Source organism: Kitasatospora sp. NPDC057940 (assembly GCF_042887425.1).
Classification (GTDB): Bacteria; Actinomycetota; Actinomycetes; order Streptomycetales; family Streptomycetaceae; genus Kitasatospora.
In genome coordinates this window covers 41,043-57,166 of record NZ_JBHVPH010000020.1, presented here as the reverse complement: position 1 = coordinate 57,166, position 16,124 = coordinate 41,043, and the positions used below count along the sequence as shown (strand labels likewise).

The following is a 16,124-nucleotide window of genomic DNA, read 5'->3' as shown; positions in this document are numbered from 1 at the left end:
AGCTCACCACCCCACCATCCGTGCACGGCTTGCCGCGGCGAACAGGTCTTCTTCCGAGGAGACCGAACTGCCCGGTGCGGCGTAGTAGTTGAGGACCCGCGTGACGGCTCCGCCGGTGTTCGTGCCGAGCCCGTTGGCGACGGCCGCCGAGGCGGCGCGAGCGGTGCGGGAGTAGTCCGCGGCGGTGGGACGGGACGTGATCGCGCCCACGGCCTTGACCACCCGGTCGGACTCACCTGCGATGCCTCGGGCGAAGCCGAGACCGACGAAGCCGCCGAGCTTGGTGAAGACCCGCGAGGGGGAGTGGATGCCGAGGTCGGTGCGGACCCGCTTCACCATCGAGTCGGAGATGGACGTCATCTGGGATTCGATGGCGCCCTGCTGGCTCGCCAGGCCCTGGGCCAGGCTCTCGCCGAGCGAGGCGCCGTGCGCGTACATCGCAGATGTGGGCAGGTCGGTGCGGGGAATCGTGCCGGTGAGGTCCGCGAGCGAGCTGCGGACGGTGCCGTACTCGGATTCCAGGCCGGAGACCAGGCCGCGGATGATGATGCGGCCGGCGCCCCGGAGCAGGACGCGGTCCTTCTTCGGCGGGCCCTTCCAGTCGGTCAACTTGCTGGTCAGGTCCGACAGGGTGGACTTGACCGAGTCGAACTTCGACTTGATGCCGTTGATCAGGCCCTCGATCAGCTGCTTGCCCGCGTTGAGCAGGGTCGAGCCGATGTTGCTCAGGGCCTCAAGGGCCTTGCCGGGGAGTTCCTTGACGAAGCCGACCGCCGAGGAGACGCCCGACTTCACCGCCTCGCCGATGCCGTTCCAGGCAGTGGAGCAGAAGTTCGAGATGCCGTTCCAGGTGGTCTCCCAGAGGGACTTGATCCACCGGAGACCGTCGTCGATGAACCCCTTGACGCCGGATACGAAGAACTGGGCGCCACCCTTGATGGCGTTCCAGATGCCCTCGCCGACCGCCTTGATCGCGCCCCAGGCGGCTTCCCAGCCGCCCTTAAGCAGGGCCATCCCCTTTTTGAGGATGCCGCCCATCGCGAGGACGAGGACTGCGTCAAAGATGCCCTTGATCAGCTCCCAGATGCCCTGGAAGAACTGCTTGATGCCCTCCCACATCCGGCTCCAGTCGCCGGTGAACAGGCCGCTGAAGGTGTTCCAGATGCCCATGATCACGTCGACCGTGCCCCGGAAAATGTTCTCGACGGCATGGATCGCGGTGATCAGGGTGTCGACGAGCATCTTCGCGACGAACTCGATGGCCGGCGCGAGGACGGGCATCAGCACGTTGACGATCGCCAGCAGTGCTTCGAGCAGCGGCTTCGTGGCCTCCGCCAGCCCCGCGAAGGCCTCCGCCAGGGGCGGCAGGCACTCGGCGACGAGGCTCTGGAAGATCCCGACCAGCGGGGTGAGGATCGCCGTCAGCAGTTGGAGCAGGACGGCGATGACCGGCTGGAGGGCGGTCATGATCGTGACCCAGGCCTGGGCCACGATGGCGAGGATCGGGGTGAGCCCGGAGACGAGCTGCTCGATCAGCGGGGCTACGGCGGCCAGGATCTGGCCGAACAGGGCCGCCGCGATGGGCAGGACGGCCGACAGCGCCTGGAAGGCGCCGCCGAGCAACTCGCCCACTAGGGGCACGAGTTGGGCAAAAAAAGGGGAGAGCTGCTGGATGGCGGCGGTGAGGGCGCCGCCCAGGAGCTGGATGATCGGGATGATCGCCGGCGCGAGGGCCGTGAACGCGTTCGCCAGCGGGACGAGAGCTGCTGCGACGAGCGGGCCGAGCATCGTCGCAAACGCGCCGACGACCTGCATCAGGGCGCCGAGGGCCTGCCCGACAGGCGCCATGGCAGGTGCCAGGGCGGTCACCGCGGCCTGGAGCCCGGTGAACATCGCCGTGACCCCTTGGGTCACGGCGGGTTGGGCCAGGGCCGAGGCTACGGCGTCGAGCGCCGTCCCGATGGTCTGCCCGACCTGCGGCAGAATCGTTTCTGCAAGCGTCGCGAACTCGGTGAAGAACGCCTTGACCGCCGGGCCCGACTGGGTGGCGATCCGGTTCATCGCCTCGTGGGCTGCGGCGAAGACGCCGGTCAGCCCGGCCTGGAAGCCGGGGCTGTCGACAGCGGCGTGGATGCGCTCCAGCGTGTCGGCCAGCATGCCGAGGCTGGAACCGCCGGCCGCCTCCGCAGCGCGGGCGATGCCCGCGAGGATGCCTCCCGTGTTGGAGAGGACCGACCCCAGGTCCTTAAGAGACTGGATCCCTCCGTCGATCCACCCCTTGAGGCGGCCGTCGCCCTCGGAGGAGGTGAGGAACGCGGAGAAGCGTTCCGAGATGTCGACGAACCACTGCGCGAGCGCGGGCAGGTAGCTGGTGCCGACCTTGCCGAGGACGGCGATGATGTTCGCGAAGGCGCCGGTACCGCCGGTGGCGATGTCGATCGACGACGCGAGGTCGACGAACATCTGGTTCAGCGCGGGGTCGAGCGCGCCCTTGAGGCCGGTGGCCAGACCGCCGAAGAAGCCGCCGAGTTGATCGGCCGTCCTGGCGACGCCGGCTGTGAACTCCGGGAGGAGTTCCCGGGTCATGGCGCGGATCGGCTCCGCGGCCTTGGCCCAGAACTTCTCGCTGATCGTGTCCTGGAGGCCTGAGAGCTGGCCCTTGACCTCCGGGAGGATCGTGTTGAAGTCGCGGAAGGCCGCGACGGTGACGCCGAGGCCAACCGCCATCCCGCCGAGAAGTCCCGGCAGGAGGAGGGAACTTGCGCCGATCTGCGCCAGAGACGAGGACAGGGCGGCCAGGTTCGAGGCGGCTGAGAGGCCCCACCCGGCGAGGCCGGCGATTGCCAGCGCCAGCGAACCGATGACCGGCACGCTCTTGTCGAGGTTCTTCAGCGTGTTGCTGAGCCGCTCGAACATGTTGTTCAGGACCCGGGCGCCGCTCAACGCGGCCAGCGCCGTTGCGACCTTGGTGACCGCGCTGTTGTCGAGCTCGGGCAGGATCGGGACGGTGCGCGGCCGGGTAAGCACCTGGAGGCGCGCGGAGAGCATGGCCCCGGAGCCGTTGGCGATGTCGGGCTCGACCTTGACCTTCAGTGGGGAGACGTCGTCGGCCCAGTCCTTGAGCTTGTGCTTGGCCTTGTCCGCAGAGCGTTGGTCGAGCTCCAGCTCGATCCGGCCGGTGGCCTTGAGGTCGTCGACCTCGAACCGGACCTTCTGGCCGTTGGCCTTGTACTGGAGCTCGCGGGCCGCGTTGCGGACGGCGGTGGCCATCCCGTCCGTCGAGATCGTCGTGTAGAAGCGGACCTTGCGGGCGTCGGCCTGCCGGTTCCGCGCGTTGATCTTGCGGAGCTCGGAGATGAACTCCCGACTCGCGCCCGACATGTCGATCTTCGTGGCGACGGTGAGCTTGAGCTGGCGCTCGATCCGTTCGAGCTGTGCCCGGGCCTCTTCCTTCGTGTCGGAGGTGTCCGGCATGATTTTGACGGCCACGCGGCCGACGACCTGGGTCTGAGCCATCCCCACCTCCTACCTTCCGGCGAACTGCTGGTAGATGGCTGCGACGGTGACCGGAGGCTTGGAGCCCGTGGACTTGCCGGGTGCCTTCGAGGTGGGACGGGGCCACGGCGGGATCTTCGGGGCCTTGCCCTTGCCCCACTGGCCAGTGGCCCGGGTGTTGACGTTGACCGCGTCGTAGAGGTCGGCGATCAGGTGGCGGTCCTGGCCCCATCCGAGGAGGTGCCGGCCGCCGGCCGCGAGTGCGGCAGTGAGCGAGGTGTCGGGGAGCCTCTGTACCAGGGCGAGGACGAATACAGGCGAGGGCCCGCGGCCTGCGATCACCTCGGCGAGGTCGACGCCGAAGTAGAACAGCAGGTCCGCGTACAGGCCCTCCCCGTACTCGTCGATCAGCCCTGCGAGGCCGAGGCTTCCCCCACCTGTGCGCCCTTGGCGTACCGGTCGAAGATCTCGGCGAGCACGGCCAGGTCGCCGCTGACGGCGGTCAGCAGCTTCTTGGCCTGGGCGGCGTGCTCGGCGACCAGCTTGATCGCGTGGGACAGGAGCTCTTCCTGGTCTGCGTCGTCCTCGCCGAGGCGGTCCTGGAGCGCGGTGAGCTCCTCGCGCTTGGCCTTGGGCAGTCGGAGCGGGTTGAGCAGACGGACGACATCCTCGCCGATGGTGATGTCCGTCGATCCGTACTTGGACTCCGCGGCGGCGCGGATGTCGTCGAGGGAGTACTGGGCCATGGGGTGCGACCTCCAGGTCAGGAGAGAAAGGGGGGAAGGGAGAAGGGCTGGAGGTCTCAGGTCGCCTTGCCGGCCGTCCAGGCGCTGCCGTTCCAGAAGGCCGAGCTGGAGTCGCCGAGCTGGACGTACTTGCCGCCGGTCCAGGCGGTCGCGGGCGAGGCCGAGACGGCCGCGAGCGCGGCGAGGTTGGCCGGGGTGACGGCGCCCGGCGGGCTGAAGACGCCCGGGGTGCCGGCCGTTGCGCCGGTGGCGCCGACGTTGCCGAGCGGGGTCACCGCGTACGTCCAGGTGTTGGAGCTGAAGGCCATCGGCTTAACTCCCAGCGGCAGTCCTGCGAGGGTTTCCGTGTCCGCGATCGACATGTCGTCCGCGCGGTAGATTTCCGCCTTCGGGGCGTAGAAGGCGAAGTGGTTCTCGCCGTCGATGAAGACGGCGAGGAAGGCCGACTGGGTGGGCACGGGATCGGCGGGCACGCCGATCGAACCGTCCGGCAGCATCGGCGCATTGGCACCGAAGTACAGGCGGAGGCCGATCGTGTCGAACTGCTGGAGGGTGAAAGCCATTGTCTCGACCCGCGCGGAGTACTTCGTGCGGAGGGACTTGTTCTGGAGGCTGCCGATCGTGGTGGCCTCGCCGCCCTCGGAGGTGACGGCGAAGACATCCTCCAGCGAGGTGTGGCCGACGGGCTGCCACGGGGAGACGGGGACTAGGAGGTCGGTCGGCATCGCGGTGCCGACCGGGGCCGTCAGGAAGTTGCCACTTCCCACGACCAGCGTTGCATTGTCGTTGAGCGCCAAGAAGAAACGTTTCTGCTTTCGGGCATAAAAAAACCCCGACGCCGAAGCCTTCGGGGTTCGCGGTGCGGGTGGGATTAGGCGGGGAAGGGGCGCTGGCGCGGGCGTCGGATCTGGATGTCGTAGATCGCCTCGTAGCGGGTGACACCGGTCGGTAGGTCCGCGTACTGGACGGGCCCGGTGGCTGTGGCCCAGTCGGCAGCACGCCGGGGGGCGCTGTTCATGTCGACCCGGATGATGTGGCCGAGGCGGGGGTACACCTGCTGCTTCAGCCAGGCGTCGCGCAGGACCACGCGCACGGCTTCCCCGAGGATCGCGGCGTCCTCGTCGCCATCGGGGTCCGGGGCGAAGGTGTGGATGACCACCCTCGCGGCGTCCGTGAACCGGGTGTCGCCCTGCCACTGTCCCCAGGTGGGGTCACGGCGGACCAGGACCAGCGGGAACTGCTGGTGTAGGGAGATCAGCGTCTGGACGGGAACGCCCGGGAGGCCCTCGCGCAGGACGGCCAGGAGCAGATCTTCGACGGGGGAAAGTTCGGCGAGCGCCCGGACGTGGTCGGGGAGTCCGGCCATCAGAGCTTCACCTTGCCCTTGCGCTTCTTCGGCAGGCCGGCCGCACGGGCCAAGATGAAGAGACCTTCGGCGGGCGGGATCATGACGAGGAACTTGTTGCCGTCCTTGTCCTCCCGGACGGCCACGGACGCCTGGCGGCCGAACTCGATCGACAGCGCGGCTTTCTGGCCGCGTTCGTCGGAGAGGATCACGTACCTGTCGACGGTACCGGCGTCCACGTCGATCTCGGCGTGGCCGTCCGCACGGTGCTGAACGAGCAGCTCCTCGGCTCGGACGGCGATCTCGAACATGACTTCGTCGAGCGCCCGCTGAACGCCGACCATTTCGGCGAGCCGCTTGGTGAACTTCTTGCCGCCGAAGCGGTCGTAGATCACTGCCATCAGGGCCGCTCCCGGATGTCGATGGACCAGTGCCGGGTACGCCTGGTGCCGTGGTGGTAGGCGGGGGGCGAGACGATGTCCCACTGGCGGCCGGCGTACTCGACGCGGGACCAGAGCGAGACGCCTTCGAGGTGGGCGTCCACGATCATCCTGGTGACGTTGATCTGCTGCTGGCCGGGGACTTCGGCCCGGGCCGACCGCTGCGGGATGAAGGCGGCGCGGACCTCGATCGGCCCGGCGGGGTCGGCAGCCGTTACGGCGTTGCCGCGGTGGTCGACGGTCTCGATCGTCCGCCAGACCCGGGCCCGTTGGCCTCGACGGCGTTGGACACTCACCAGGGCCCCCGATCGTCGGCGAACAGCGGGAAGCGGTCGCCGCCCGCGTAGTCGACCGGAACCGTGCCGGCCGCACCGGGACGGATCTTCGAGGACCAGGCCGACACGACGACGCTGGTCAATCCGGGCCTTCGGCCCGCGAGTTCGGCGAGAAGCCGGATCTCCTCGCGAGTGAAGTGGATGGTGCCAGCGTCCCGGCCGATGTCGGACCAGGCCAACGTCTCGTCGCCCGCGCGGCTCTGTGTGTAGCCGTGCGGGTTGCGCAGGTAGCGGGCGACGGCCTTGAGGACCAGCGTGCGCACCAGGCGCGGTACCCGGTCCTGCGGCCAGTCGCGGCCGTACTCGGCCGCCAGGTCGGAGGCGTCCTCCAGGGCTGCCTTGGCGATTCGCAGCTCGTCCTCGTCGAGGTCCCAGTCCAGACGGCCCTTCAGGTCGTCGAGGGTGGCGTAGGCCAAGCCAACCTCCTTTCGGGAGCGGGCGGACCGTGCGGCCGGGGCGTCAGGCAGCACGGTCCGCCGTGGGTCAGGCGTTGGCCGGATCGGTCTCCGGCTTCGCGCCGGCCGGGGTCCACACCCGCGCGTCGGACACGCCTGTGAGCTTCGCGAGCTCGGAGGAGGCGGCCGGGTAGTCGCTCTTGCCGTCGAGCTGGAGGCGGATTCCGCGGACGAAGTGCTCCTGGGTGGAGATGATCTCCTTCTCCGCTGCGTCGTCCCAGCCGACCAGGATGTCGGTCACCGACCGGAACCCGTTGTAGGTGTTTACGACGCTGCGGTCCTGGAGGTACAGGCTGTCGTAGTCGCGGATCCAGCGCAGGGCGATGCCCTCGAAGGAGGCGGTGGCGCCGTAGGGAACGGACTGCGGGATGGACGGGGCGCCGGAGAGGAAGATGAACGCGCTGGACGCGAAGGCGTACGCCGCGTCGCTCGGGATGGTCTGGTCGACGACGATCCGGAAGCCCATCCGGTCGCCGATCGTAGCGGTCCGGAGGGCCGACTCGGCCTCGCTGTCGCCGACGTTCTGCGCCAGGTTGAGCTTGTCGTCGTTGAGGAGGGCAGACTCGAAGTCGGAGCCGACCAGCAGGTATCGGGCCTCCTTCGGCGCGTGGAACGCATTCAGCACACGGCGGGCCTCGATCAGCGCGGAGCGGAGGTTCTGCTGGGCGTTGCCGATGGTGACGTTGTACTGCTGGCCGGTCAGGGTCTTGACGGCACGGCGCTGGAGGCCGCGGCCGACGGCCTTGACCTGCGGGCGAAGCAGCTTCGACCACTGGTCGATGTCGAAGTCGTTCTGCTCGTCCGTGAGCTTGACGGCCGAGTAGGAGTTGCCGCCGAAGGTGACCGCGATGGTGCGCTCGGCGTACTCGTCGAACTGGATCGGCTGGCTTCGGTCGTTGCGCCACGCGTAGTCGTGGAACGGCAGGATCCCCTCAATTTTCATGGAGATCGTGTCCTTGTCTGTACCGCGGAACTGGTCGATGCCGTGCTTCTGGAACAGGCTCGGAATGAGAAGCTCCTGTTCCAGCATTCCTACAGCGGTGTTGACGAGCTTCTGGGGCTTGACTATCTGGTGCTGGGTGGTGCTCAAAAGGTGCTGGATCTCCGGGAATGGCCCCGGACGGGTGGCTCCGGGGGCTGTTCGTAGCCGGAAACACCTCTCCTAGCCCTCGACCCAGCCAGTGGCTCGGGAGCTAGGAGAAACGTTTCTGCATGTACTGGAAGCGCCGGAACGGCGCGCGAGCTTGGACTTCAGAGGAAGAGCGGGCTGCCGGTCGACAGGTCGAAGACGGCGCGTTGGTGTTCCGCTCGGGCGACGCGCAGGGCTGCGGCGCGATCCGGGATGCACAGCGACAGGTCGAGGTAGACGTTCGGCCCGTCGAGCCAGGCCCCGAAGTAGAGCCGGTCGTCGACCGCGAGACGGCCGGCGTGCTCCTGCTGGAACCGGACCAGGGCATCGTCGGTGAACTCATCGACAGGAATGGAGAGTTCAGTCCCAGCGAGGGAGACCATGAAGCCCTCGGCGGGGGCTGCGCGGCCGGGAGCCCAGGTGGCACCGCCGTTGGCCAGGATGAGGTGGGCGTGCTCGGTGAGGGTCGTCAAGCGGTCGCCGCTCAGAATCGGCGGGTTCGCCGGGCGAGCTTGCGGGGGTCGAGCTCTCCGTCGTCCTGGCTGGAAGGGTCGAGGCCGCCGTCGAGGGACTGGGGCAGAGGCGGGGCGAGCAGGCCCTGGAGGGTCTTGGCGTCGGCGTCCAGTTCCTCAACGGTGGTACCGCGCAGCCGGGCGGCGAGCGCGTCGGGCAGGTCGTAGCGGCGGGCGACGGTACCGATCATGAGCGTGCGTTCGAGCTCGGCGTTCTTCGCCGTCACCTCGGCAACGGCAGCCTCGAACTCCTCGGGGCTCTTCGCAGCCGTCAGCCGCTCCTCCGCGTCACGCAGGCGTGTGCGGTACGACGCACTCTCAGCGCGAGTCCGCGACAGCTCTCGGCGAGCCCAGTCAGGAAGATCGTCTTCGGGCGACGCGGCCGGCGTCTCGGGATTCTCGTCGTTCTTCTGTTCGTCGGTCGGTTCGGGGGTCTGTTCAGGCACGGTCACGCCTCCTGGGCTGTGGTCGCTCGCCGAGCCGCCTGGGCTTCGGCCTTCTGTTGTTCGCGTAGTCGGGCGCGAAGGAATCGGCGCCAGGCGTTCAGCGCAGCCCGGCCGCTGTGGCCCTTGGTGACCTTCGGCCACAGGTCCGCGTACTGCCGGTTCAGCTCGGTCAGCGCGCTGGCGCCGTACTGCTGGGCGTTGAAGACGGGCAGCGCGGCGCAGTGGCAGTGGTCGTGGAAGAGGTCGCCGTCCTTGTAGAGGGCGGAGGCCTCGGACTTGTAGGCGATTCCGCGGCTGAGGAGCATCGCGCAGAAGCCGCACGGGGTGCCGGTGCGGGAGACCCTGACGTAGCCAAGGGCCCGCCGGTCGCGGCCGGCATGGTGCCAGAGGGTGGACCTGCCGCCGTTCATCGCGACCCGGGAGGCGGCCCCGGCCTGCTGGGCGCCCGCCTTGCGATGGGCGTCGCCTCGCTGCTGGTCGGCGTCCTTGGCGGGCTGCTGGTCATCAACCTGCGAAAGCCGGCGGTCGAGGTTGCGGGTGCCGAGTGCGTCGAGCACCGTGCGGAGTTCCTCTTCGGCTTCTCGCTCGATCCGCTCCTCCTCCTCGCGGAGGCCTTCCAGTTCCTCGACGAGGATGCGCTCCCAGTCTTCGGGGCTGTCGTCGAGCACCTGGTGCCTGTGCTCGACTGCGGCATCGCGGACACTGGGCTCGACGGACTCGGGCTCGGTGCTCGGTGAGCTGGGATCGGATGGGGTGCTCGCGTCGGCGCTCGGCGGGACGTACGTACTGGCCAGGCCGGCAAACTCCCTGCGGAGGTCGCCGAGTGTGATGTGCGACGGCTCCGGGTGGTAGGGGTCGGCCACGGTGGTGCCGGTTTGCAGCGCGCGGGCAAGGCGGTAGTAGGCGCGCGCCAGGTCGCGGGCCTGGCGCCTGCGGCCCATCACCAGGGTGATCGCTCGACGCAGCCACCCGGCGGCCGCGGCCGCGCGCTGCTCGGCCGGGACCTCAGACCACAGGGCGAGCGCCCCGGTGGCCGTGGCGACGCCGATCTCGGTGAGCGCGGCCTGAAAGGCGCTCGACGCCCGGTCGGTCTCATCCTGCTTTGTCGGCCGGCTCACGCTGCCACCGCCACGGCGGGTTCAGGGGTAGCCCGCTTCAGCGCGGTGGCGAGCTGTCCGACCGGGTCTTCGTCCTCATGCTGTTCCCAGTCCTCGATCTCGGTCTGGGTGACACCGGGCACCCGACGCCACAGGCCCTTCTTCGGGATTCCGAGCTGCTCGCGCAGCTTGCCGAGAGCATCCGCAGCCTGCGCCAGCGACCGGGACTCCATGTCGCGCCAGATGACCTCGCCCCGGTAGTCGTCGGCGGCCGACGCGTGGCCGGCTAGCTCGGCCGCCAGGCGGAAGACCCTCTCCCAACACTCTCCGAACGAGGTACGGAACTCCGCGATCTTCCGGCTCAGGGCCTGCTCGGCGGCCAGGAGCGCCTCCGCGCTCAGGTTCGCGATCTGTCCCAGCAGGTGATGGGGCGGGGTCTGCGACACGGCAGCGAGCTGGCGTATAGACATGTCGACACTGTTGATGAAGCCGTCGAGTGGAGTCTCGTCCAGCGAACCGAACTTGACGTCCGGGTCCTCGGCGAACAAAAACCGCTTCGCATTGTGGTTGATCGCCAACGGGATGGGCTGGCCGATTTCGTTGAGGACGGCCTCGCCCGTCTCCGGATCGCGCTGGATCGGCGGCGCCATGCCGGTGACCGTCCTGACCTTCGAGGAGCCGAAGGTCTGACTGAGCAGCAGGTCGAAGACTGTCTGGTTGATCCGGTCCTGCAAGGCGATCATCGGCTCGATGACACCGACAGTCCGCCCCTCCAGGTCCACGGTCGCGGCGAACCGCGTGACCGGGCACTCGGAGGCACCGTGCCTGCGGGCGTCCGAGACCGTGATGCCCTTCTTGTCCTCCAGCGAGCGGAACGTGACGGAGTACTCGTTCCGGGCGTCCCAGAGCCGTGCCCGTCCGATGCTCTCGCCGGAGGGCCAGGCCGTGACGGTCGCGGCGGCGTAGGGAACGTCGTCGTTCGCGGCGTCCTCGTAGAGCGCGGCCGTCCGCAGGGCCGACAGCCCCTTGGTGCGCACCTGGCCCGCACGGTCGCGCTCGGTCAGGGTGAAGGCGTGCCCGTAGGTGAGGGCGCCTCGGTAGACGGCGGCCTGGCGGGCGTCGAGACGGCTGCGCTGCCAGTGCGCCCATTCCACGGTCGTCGAGTCGGCCTCGGCCGGCAGGCCCTGGCCCGTCGCGCCCGGCCGGAAGCCGTCGACGAAGAGACCCTGCGCCGGGGTCGCCACAAGCAGGGGCATCCAGTTTGACACCGCCCGCCGGGCCAGCAGCCGGTACTCGTCGTCGGCCTGCGGCGGCATGTACGGGTCGTCGTGGCGGCCGTGGAGGTAGTCGTCGATCCGCCGCAGCCGGGCGCCGTCCCGGTGAAGGACGGCGAGGAGCTGCTGCGCGAGCGACAGGGGGGAGTGGGTGGCGACCAGAAGAGATCACCACCTTAGTTACACTCTTGCAATCAGGTCAAAGAAAAAAGCCCCGGCCGGTCCGCTTGCGGACCTTCTTGCCGCGGGCTCGCAGGTCGATCAGGGCCTCATGGGCCAACAGCAGCGCCGCGTACGCGTCGACCTTGCGGGGGCTGTCCTTGGTCTCCTTGCCGAAGGAGATGCCGTAGTTGTTCGTCCTGCGGACGGCGTTCAACACGTGCCGGCGGAGCGCGCGGTCGCCGTCGTGGGCGAGCTTGCGGTCGAAGACGGACCGCATCAACCGCTCGTGGGCCATCGTGGACGTCTTCAGTGAGGACCTCATGTCCCAGCCGATCGCATCCCGGCCGAGCGGCGACTTGACGGTTAGGCCCTCACCGTAGGTCTCGGACCACTCGGAGATGTAGCTCTCCCAGAGCGCGACGTCGGCGAAGAAGCCCTGCACCTCGAAGAGGCGGAACGCCTCGTGCACGGCGGAGTCGACCTGGTCGCGGGGGACCTCCCAGCCATCGCCGCGCGGACCGTCCGGCTTCTCCCAGAGGCCCAGGACGAAGGCGCACATATCGCTGACGCGCAGAGCCATCAGGCAAGTCGAGTCGTCCCGGAGGCCTCCGTCGAAGCCCAGGGTGATGGCGTCGCCGGCCTGGAGGGACTTGGAGTCGTCGCGCAGCACGTCCCACTCGGCCGGACCGTAGAGGGCGTCCTCGGACGCGACGATCTGGTTCAACCACATCCGTCGCGAACGCGACGGCGACAGCGTCGTGTCGAGGATGGACTGGAGGATCGTCTCGACCCGCAGCCAGACGGCGTCACCGCGGATCCTCGGCAGGACGATCCGAATCGCCTCGGGGGTCAAGGGTGTTGCGGGATGGGCCTCGATCGAGTCGTACAGGAACCCGATGGTCGCGGCCCGGCCTTCCAGGATTTTCTCGTAGGCCTCGCGCATTCGCTCGGCAACGGAATCCTCACCTGGAAGGTAAGCATTGGTGATGGCGAGATACCGCGAGTCCTTCTTGGTCGCATTGCCATCGATGGTGGCGTACATTTTGTCGCCGTTATTTCCGACGATCCAGTGGTGCGTTTCGTTCAGGACGACGAACGTGGACCACTAAGGACCGCGCCCCCTCCAGGGCGCGGTAACTACTCGTCACCGCCTCAAGGCGCTGTTTTCCGCCATTCGCGCGGATCAGCTCCGCACCGGCCTTGATGCCGTACGTCTCGATCAGCCGGTCCGACATGAGCGACGGCATCAGCGTCATGGTGTTGCGCGTCTGATCGCGGCTGACAGCCGCGACCTGCACCCAGGCCTGCGGGTGGGCAACGCCGACCGGCGCTCCGTACTCGTCCCAGTGTGAGAACCGGCTGGGGCCGACGAACTCGACCACGGCCAGGACGGCCAGCAGTGGGTCCTTGCGGTAAGCCCCAGCCCTTCAAGCGCTGGAGGACGCCCTTGCGGTTGATGAACCGGCCGGCCGCATCCAGCGCAAACCAATGAAGGACGAATCGGAGCTGCTCGTTGGTGAACTTCCAGGGACCGCCGTCCTCGGCGCACAGATACTCCGCGCACCAGCCGGCGATCTGCCAGCCGAGGGTGCGCTCCGGCAGAAGCCAGGAGCCGTCCTCGCCTCGCGTCCAGGTGGGGCCTAGGAACGTGTGCTCCAGGGCCTCGATCTCCTCCAGGGTCAGGGCTGAGATGGGACTCACCTCCTCCCTGGTGGTCGGGGCCGCCGGGCAGGCGGCTCAGCCGACGCCGAGCTCCCGCTTGTAGCTGGCGATGGCGAGCACCGCGGCCGACTGGACCTCGGGCTCGGGCTCGTGCAGCTCGATGCGGACGCGCCGCCGGTCGCCTTCGGCAACCAGGAGCCGCTCGAAGGCGGAATAGATGGTCTGAAGCATTTGGCCGGACCTCTTTCCCGACTTCTTGTAGTGCGAGAGGTCTTCGCAGAGGGAATAGGCGAGCGCCCAGTCCGACTGCTGGTAGAAATCGGATTGGCCGGATATCTTCAGGGAATCCCAGAGGCGCCGCGCAATGGGGTGCCAATCGCGGTCGGCATTCGGGACCTTGACGTCCCGCATCACACCCTTGGTGACGGGCTGGACGTCGCCGCCCTTGCGTGCCCGGGGACGGGCGAGGTCGGATTCGCGATTCGGAACAGGACCGGGCATATCCCACCCCCTATCGCCAAGTCGAAGGCCCCGAGGATTTCCTCGGGGCCGGCGCAGCTCGACGGGAATCCCGGAGCGTCGCGCTCATCGCAGGCCGGGGTGCTCCTCGGTCCTGCGGAATCGCCGGTCGTTCCGGCGGCGGCGCGCAGCCTTCGCGGCGGCGCCCTCCCTGGAGGACTTGACCCGGTGATGCCACCCGCAGAGTGCTTGAAGGTTGGTCTCGCGATGGTCGTCACCGGATCGGATGTGGTCCACATCGGTAGCGGGCTCGGTGCAGCGGTCGCCGTACTGGTCCTTCGCCGTACAGCGATGACCGTCCCGCACCAGAACGCGGAATCTGATCCGCGGCCAGTCGGCCGGCAGCCGAGCCCTTCGGTCGGACGTAGCCCAGGACATCGGCGGCCTCCTTCGTCGGCCGGTAGCACCGGCGGGCCGAGGGCTTGAACAAGCCCGACAGGGGCAGCGGCGAAGGAGCCAGGAGAAGTGGGCGCCTCCGGCGCCCGCAAGGAGAAGCCCTCGACGGGCTTTCCCTTCCACTCCTATATACGGAGCGGGGAGGGAGATCTGGAAGCGACCGGACGGTGAGGCCGGTCACACTCTCGCAATCGGAGCCGGGGAGGCTAGATCGACAACTCTTGCAATCGAGTCACACTCTCGCGTATGGTCCGGTGCGACAGCCCGTCAGACAGAACAGGCCCCAGAGCGCGGGAACGCTCCGGGGCCCTGCTACCTAGAGATGAGACCTCTAGATGCGAGTGCATCGTAACCGGCACGACCGTGCGTTCGTCGTCGTGCCCAACGCCGCCGCCCGACACGACCGCCTCTCCCTCGCCGCCGTCGGCCTGCTGGTCCGCCTGCTGTCCCTCCCGGACGGCACGCCGGCCACAATCGAGCGGATCGCCGAACAGGTCGAAGAGGGGAAGACGGCCGTCGCCAAGGCGTTCAAGGCGCTGGAGGCCGCAGGCTACCTGCGCCGCCAACGCACCCAGGACCCCGAGACCGGACTCTGGAGCACCCAGTCGCACGTCTCCGACCTGCCGATGGGCCACATTCCGGCGGTCGGTGAACCGGAGCATCGGAACGTCGGCGATCTCCCCGGAGGGGGAAAGGACCAGGGAAAGAACCTCCTCCCCGCCGCCGCACCGGAGCCCGACGCACCGAAGGAGCAGGAGGAGGCCAGCACTGCCGAAGACCAGGCCGCCCCGGCCGACGCCGAGACCGGTCAGGCCGCCTCGCTGCTCGCCCGGCTCGGTGAGCACGACCGGCGGCTCGCACTCGGCACGGCCGACGTTCTTCGCCTCGCTCCGCTGGCCGCTGAGTGGTTGGTCGACGGACACACCCCCGCGAAGGTACGTGCCGTCCTGACCGCCCGGCTCCCGGAGCAGGTTGACGCCCCGGCAGCCCTGCTCTCCTACCGCCTCACCCACCACCGTCCGGCCAAGCCGGCACCGAAGGCAGCTCCCGTGGATACCCGGGCCCGCTGCCAGCAGTGCGACGCCCCTTTCCCGGCAGGCGTCGTCCACAGCCTGTGCAAGACCTGTGCACTGGAGGCTGGCCGGGACGAGGCCGGACCCGACGTCGCGGCGGGCCTGCTCGCCACCATCCGCCAGCGGCGTGCCAGCAACACCTTCGCGAAGGGTGCCCGCCCCGGCGCCCGCTTCCTGCCGGCCGCCGCCTGAGCGCCAGAAGGGTCCGAACATGAACTCCATGCAGATGCCCTGGTATGCCCGGGTCGTCTTCACCGCCGGCCGACCGATCGTCCTCGTGGCAGCTCTCGTCATGAGCGTCCCCGGCGAGATTCGGATGGCACAGATCGCGGGATGGCACGGCTGGATCACCTGGCTCATGCCGGTGTCCGTCTCGGTGTACGCCGGAGCCGCAGCCGTCATCTCCGAGCACCGCCGCCGCATCAAGGCGCCCGGTCGTGTCAGCGCCACGATCGGCGCGGGCGCTGCCCTCGGCCTGGCACTGGCGGCTCAGCTAGTGGCACACCTCTTCGACCAGGGGTACATCGCCACCTCAGGCTTCCTGGTGGCGGCCGTTTCCGCGGTGCCCCCGCTGGTGGTGGCACACATGCTGCATATGGCAGCGACTCCGGAGTCCGAGCTCTCCGCCGCCGAGCGGATTCACGACCTGGAGGTACTGCTCGACGTGATGGCGAACGAGGTGGCAGAGGCACTCGACCGAGAAGGCCGAGAGCTGATTTCCACGGCGGCCGGGATCGCCTGCGGCTTCGACGAGCTGGCAGGGGAGGCGGCCGAGCTGGCAGGTGACGAAGGCGCCGAACTGGCAGAGCCAGACGCCGCTGGCCAGGCGGCGAGCCGCTCGACCGGCAGCCGGCAGGCGATCCCGATGGCGGACGTCCACGCTGCCATCGCCGCCATCGAAGCAGACGAGAAGCGAAAGCTGAACGGCCCCGAGCTCGCCAGCGAGCTCCGTTGCTCGACCCGTTCCGGCTACCGCTACCTGAAGCTGGCGCAGGCCGCCTGACAGAACCACACCCACACCCGTCCCGCCCAGCCCCG

The 16,124-nt window shown here is 68.7% G+C and carries 18 protein-coding genes; 2 read left to right on the top strand and 16 right to left on the bottom strand.

What is annotated here, in order from left to right:
• Window positions 1–3 precede the first annotated feature (3 nt).
• The 16 genes from ACFVTF_RS26550 to ACFVTF_RS26475 all read right to left on the bottom strand — a co-directional run bounded on the left by ACFVTF_RS26550 (window position 4) and on the right by ACFVTF_RS26475 (window position 13,599).
• Window positions 4–3,516: a hypothetical protein gene (locus tag ACFVTF_RS26550; RefSeq protein WP_387816971.1), complete on the bottom strand. Its 3,513-nt coding sequence runs from the start codon at window positions 3,514–3,516 to the stop codon at window positions 4–6.
• Between the two features lie 9 nt (window positions 3,517–3,525).
• Window positions 3,526–3,837, bottom strand: coding sequence for a hypothetical protein (locus ACFVTF_RS26545; RefSeq protein ID WP_387816970.1), 312 nt, complete (start codon window positions 3,835–3,837; stop codon window positions 3,526–3,528).
• Window positions 3,838–3,902: 65 nt separating this feature from the next.
• The gene (locus tag ACFVTF_RS26540; protein ID WP_387816969.1) at window positions 3,903–4,241 is read right to left on the bottom strand and encodes a phage tail assembly protein; all 339 of its coding nucleotides are present in this window, start codon (window positions 4,239–4,241) and stop codon (window positions 3,903–3,905) included.
• A gap of 56 nt (window positions 4,242–4,297) precedes the next feature.
• The gene (locus tag ACFVTF_RS26535) at window positions 4,298–5,008 is read right to left on the bottom strand and encodes a hypothetical protein (RefSeq protein ID WP_387816968.1); all 711 of its coding nucleotides are present in this window, start codon (window positions 5,006–5,008) and stop codon (window positions 4,298–4,300) included.
• 104 nt (window positions 5,009–5,112) lie between these two features.
• Window positions 5,113–5,607 carry a hypothetical protein gene (locus ACFVTF_RS26530; RefSeq protein ID WP_387816967.1) on the bottom strand — a complete coding sequence of 165 codons (495 nt, stop codon included), beginning with the start codon at window positions 5,605–5,607 and terminating at the stop codon, window positions 5,113–5,115.
• A complete protein-coding gene (locus ACFVTF_RS26525) occupies window positions 5,607–5,987 on the bottom strand; it encodes a DUF5403 family protein (RefSeq protein WP_387816966.1) in 381 nt (126 codons plus the stop codon). The genes ACFVTF_RS26530 and ACFVTF_RS26525 overlap by 1 nt, the downstream gene beginning before the upstream one ends.
• Complete coding sequence (locus ACFVTF_RS26520; RefSeq protein ID WP_387816965.1) at window positions 5,987–6,322, bottom strand: phage head-tail adapter protein; 336 nt, start codon at window positions 6,320–6,322, stop codon at window positions 5,987–5,989. Before ACFVTF_RS26520 ends, ACFVTF_RS26525 begins: the two co-directional genes overlap by 1 nt.
• On the bottom strand, window positions 6,319–6,777 hold the full coding sequence (locus ACFVTF_RS26515; RefSeq protein ID WP_387816964.1) for a hypothetical protein: 459 nt from the start codon (window positions 6,775–6,777) through the stop codon (window positions 6,319–6,321). Before ACFVTF_RS26515 ends, ACFVTF_RS26520 begins: the two co-directional genes overlap by 4 nt.
• A 67-nt stretch (window positions 6,778–6,844) precedes the next feature.
• A complete protein-coding gene (locus ACFVTF_RS26510; protein ID WP_387816963.1) occupies window positions 6,845–7,906 on the bottom strand; it encodes a hypothetical protein in 1,062 nt (353 codons plus the stop codon).
• 161 nt (window positions 7,907–8,067) lie between these two features.
• Window positions 8,068–8,418, bottom strand: a complete 351-nt coding sequence (locus ACFVTF_RS26505) for a hypothetical protein (RefSeq protein ID WP_387816962.1) — start codon at window positions 8,416–8,418, stop codon at window positions 8,068–8,070.
• A gap of 11 nt (window positions 8,419–8,429) precedes the next feature.
• Window positions 8,430–8,903, bottom strand: coding sequence for a hypothetical protein (locus ACFVTF_RS26500; RefSeq protein WP_387816961.1), 474 nt, complete (start codon window positions 8,901–8,903; stop codon window positions 8,430–8,432).
• Between the two features lie 2 nt (window positions 8,904–8,905).
• A complete protein-coding gene (locus ACFVTF_RS26495) occupies window positions 8,906–10,021 on the bottom strand; it encodes a hypothetical protein (protein ID WP_387816960.1) in 1,116 nt (371 codons plus the stop codon).
• Entirely contained in the window at window positions 10,018–11,415 is a 1,398-nt protein-coding gene (locus tag ACFVTF_RS26490; protein ID WP_387817046.1) for a phage portal protein, read from the bottom strand. Before ACFVTF_RS26490 ends, ACFVTF_RS26495 begins: the two co-directional genes overlap by 4 nt.
• 58 nt (window positions 11,416–11,473) lie before the next feature.
• On the bottom strand, window positions 11,474–12,478 hold the full coding sequence (locus ACFVTF_RS26485; protein ID WP_387816959.1) for a terminase: 1,005 nt from the start codon (window positions 12,476–12,478) through the stop codon (window positions 11,474–11,476).
• 10 nt (window positions 12,479–12,488) lie between these two features.
• Window positions 12,489–12,818, bottom strand: coding sequence for a hypothetical protein (locus ACFVTF_RS26480; RefSeq protein ID WP_387816958.1), 330 nt, complete (start codon window positions 12,816–12,818; stop codon window positions 12,489–12,491).
• Window positions 12,819–13,173: 355 nt separating this feature from the next.
• On the bottom strand, window positions 13,174–13,599 hold the full coding sequence (locus ACFVTF_RS26475) for a hypothetical protein (RefSeq protein ID WP_387816957.1): 426 nt from the start codon (window positions 13,597–13,599) through the stop codon (window positions 13,174–13,176).
• Between the two features lie 749 nt (window positions 13,600–14,348).
• On the opposite strand from ACFVTF_RS26475, the gene ACFVTF_RS26470 reads away from it, so the two are divergent.
• Both ACFVTF_RS26470 and ACFVTF_RS26465 read left to right on the top strand, forming a co-directional pair.
• A complete protein-coding gene (locus ACFVTF_RS26470; protein ID WP_387816956.1) occupies window positions 14,349–15,278 on the top strand; it encodes a hypothetical protein in 930 nt (309 codons plus the stop codon).
• A gap of 19 nt (window positions 15,279–15,297) precedes the next feature.
• On the top strand, window positions 15,298–16,089 hold the full coding sequence (locus ACFVTF_RS26465) for a hypothetical protein (RefSeq protein ID WP_387816955.1): 792 nt from the start codon (window positions 15,298–15,300) through the stop codon (window positions 16,087–16,089).
• Window positions 16,090–16,124 lie beyond the last annotated feature (35 nt).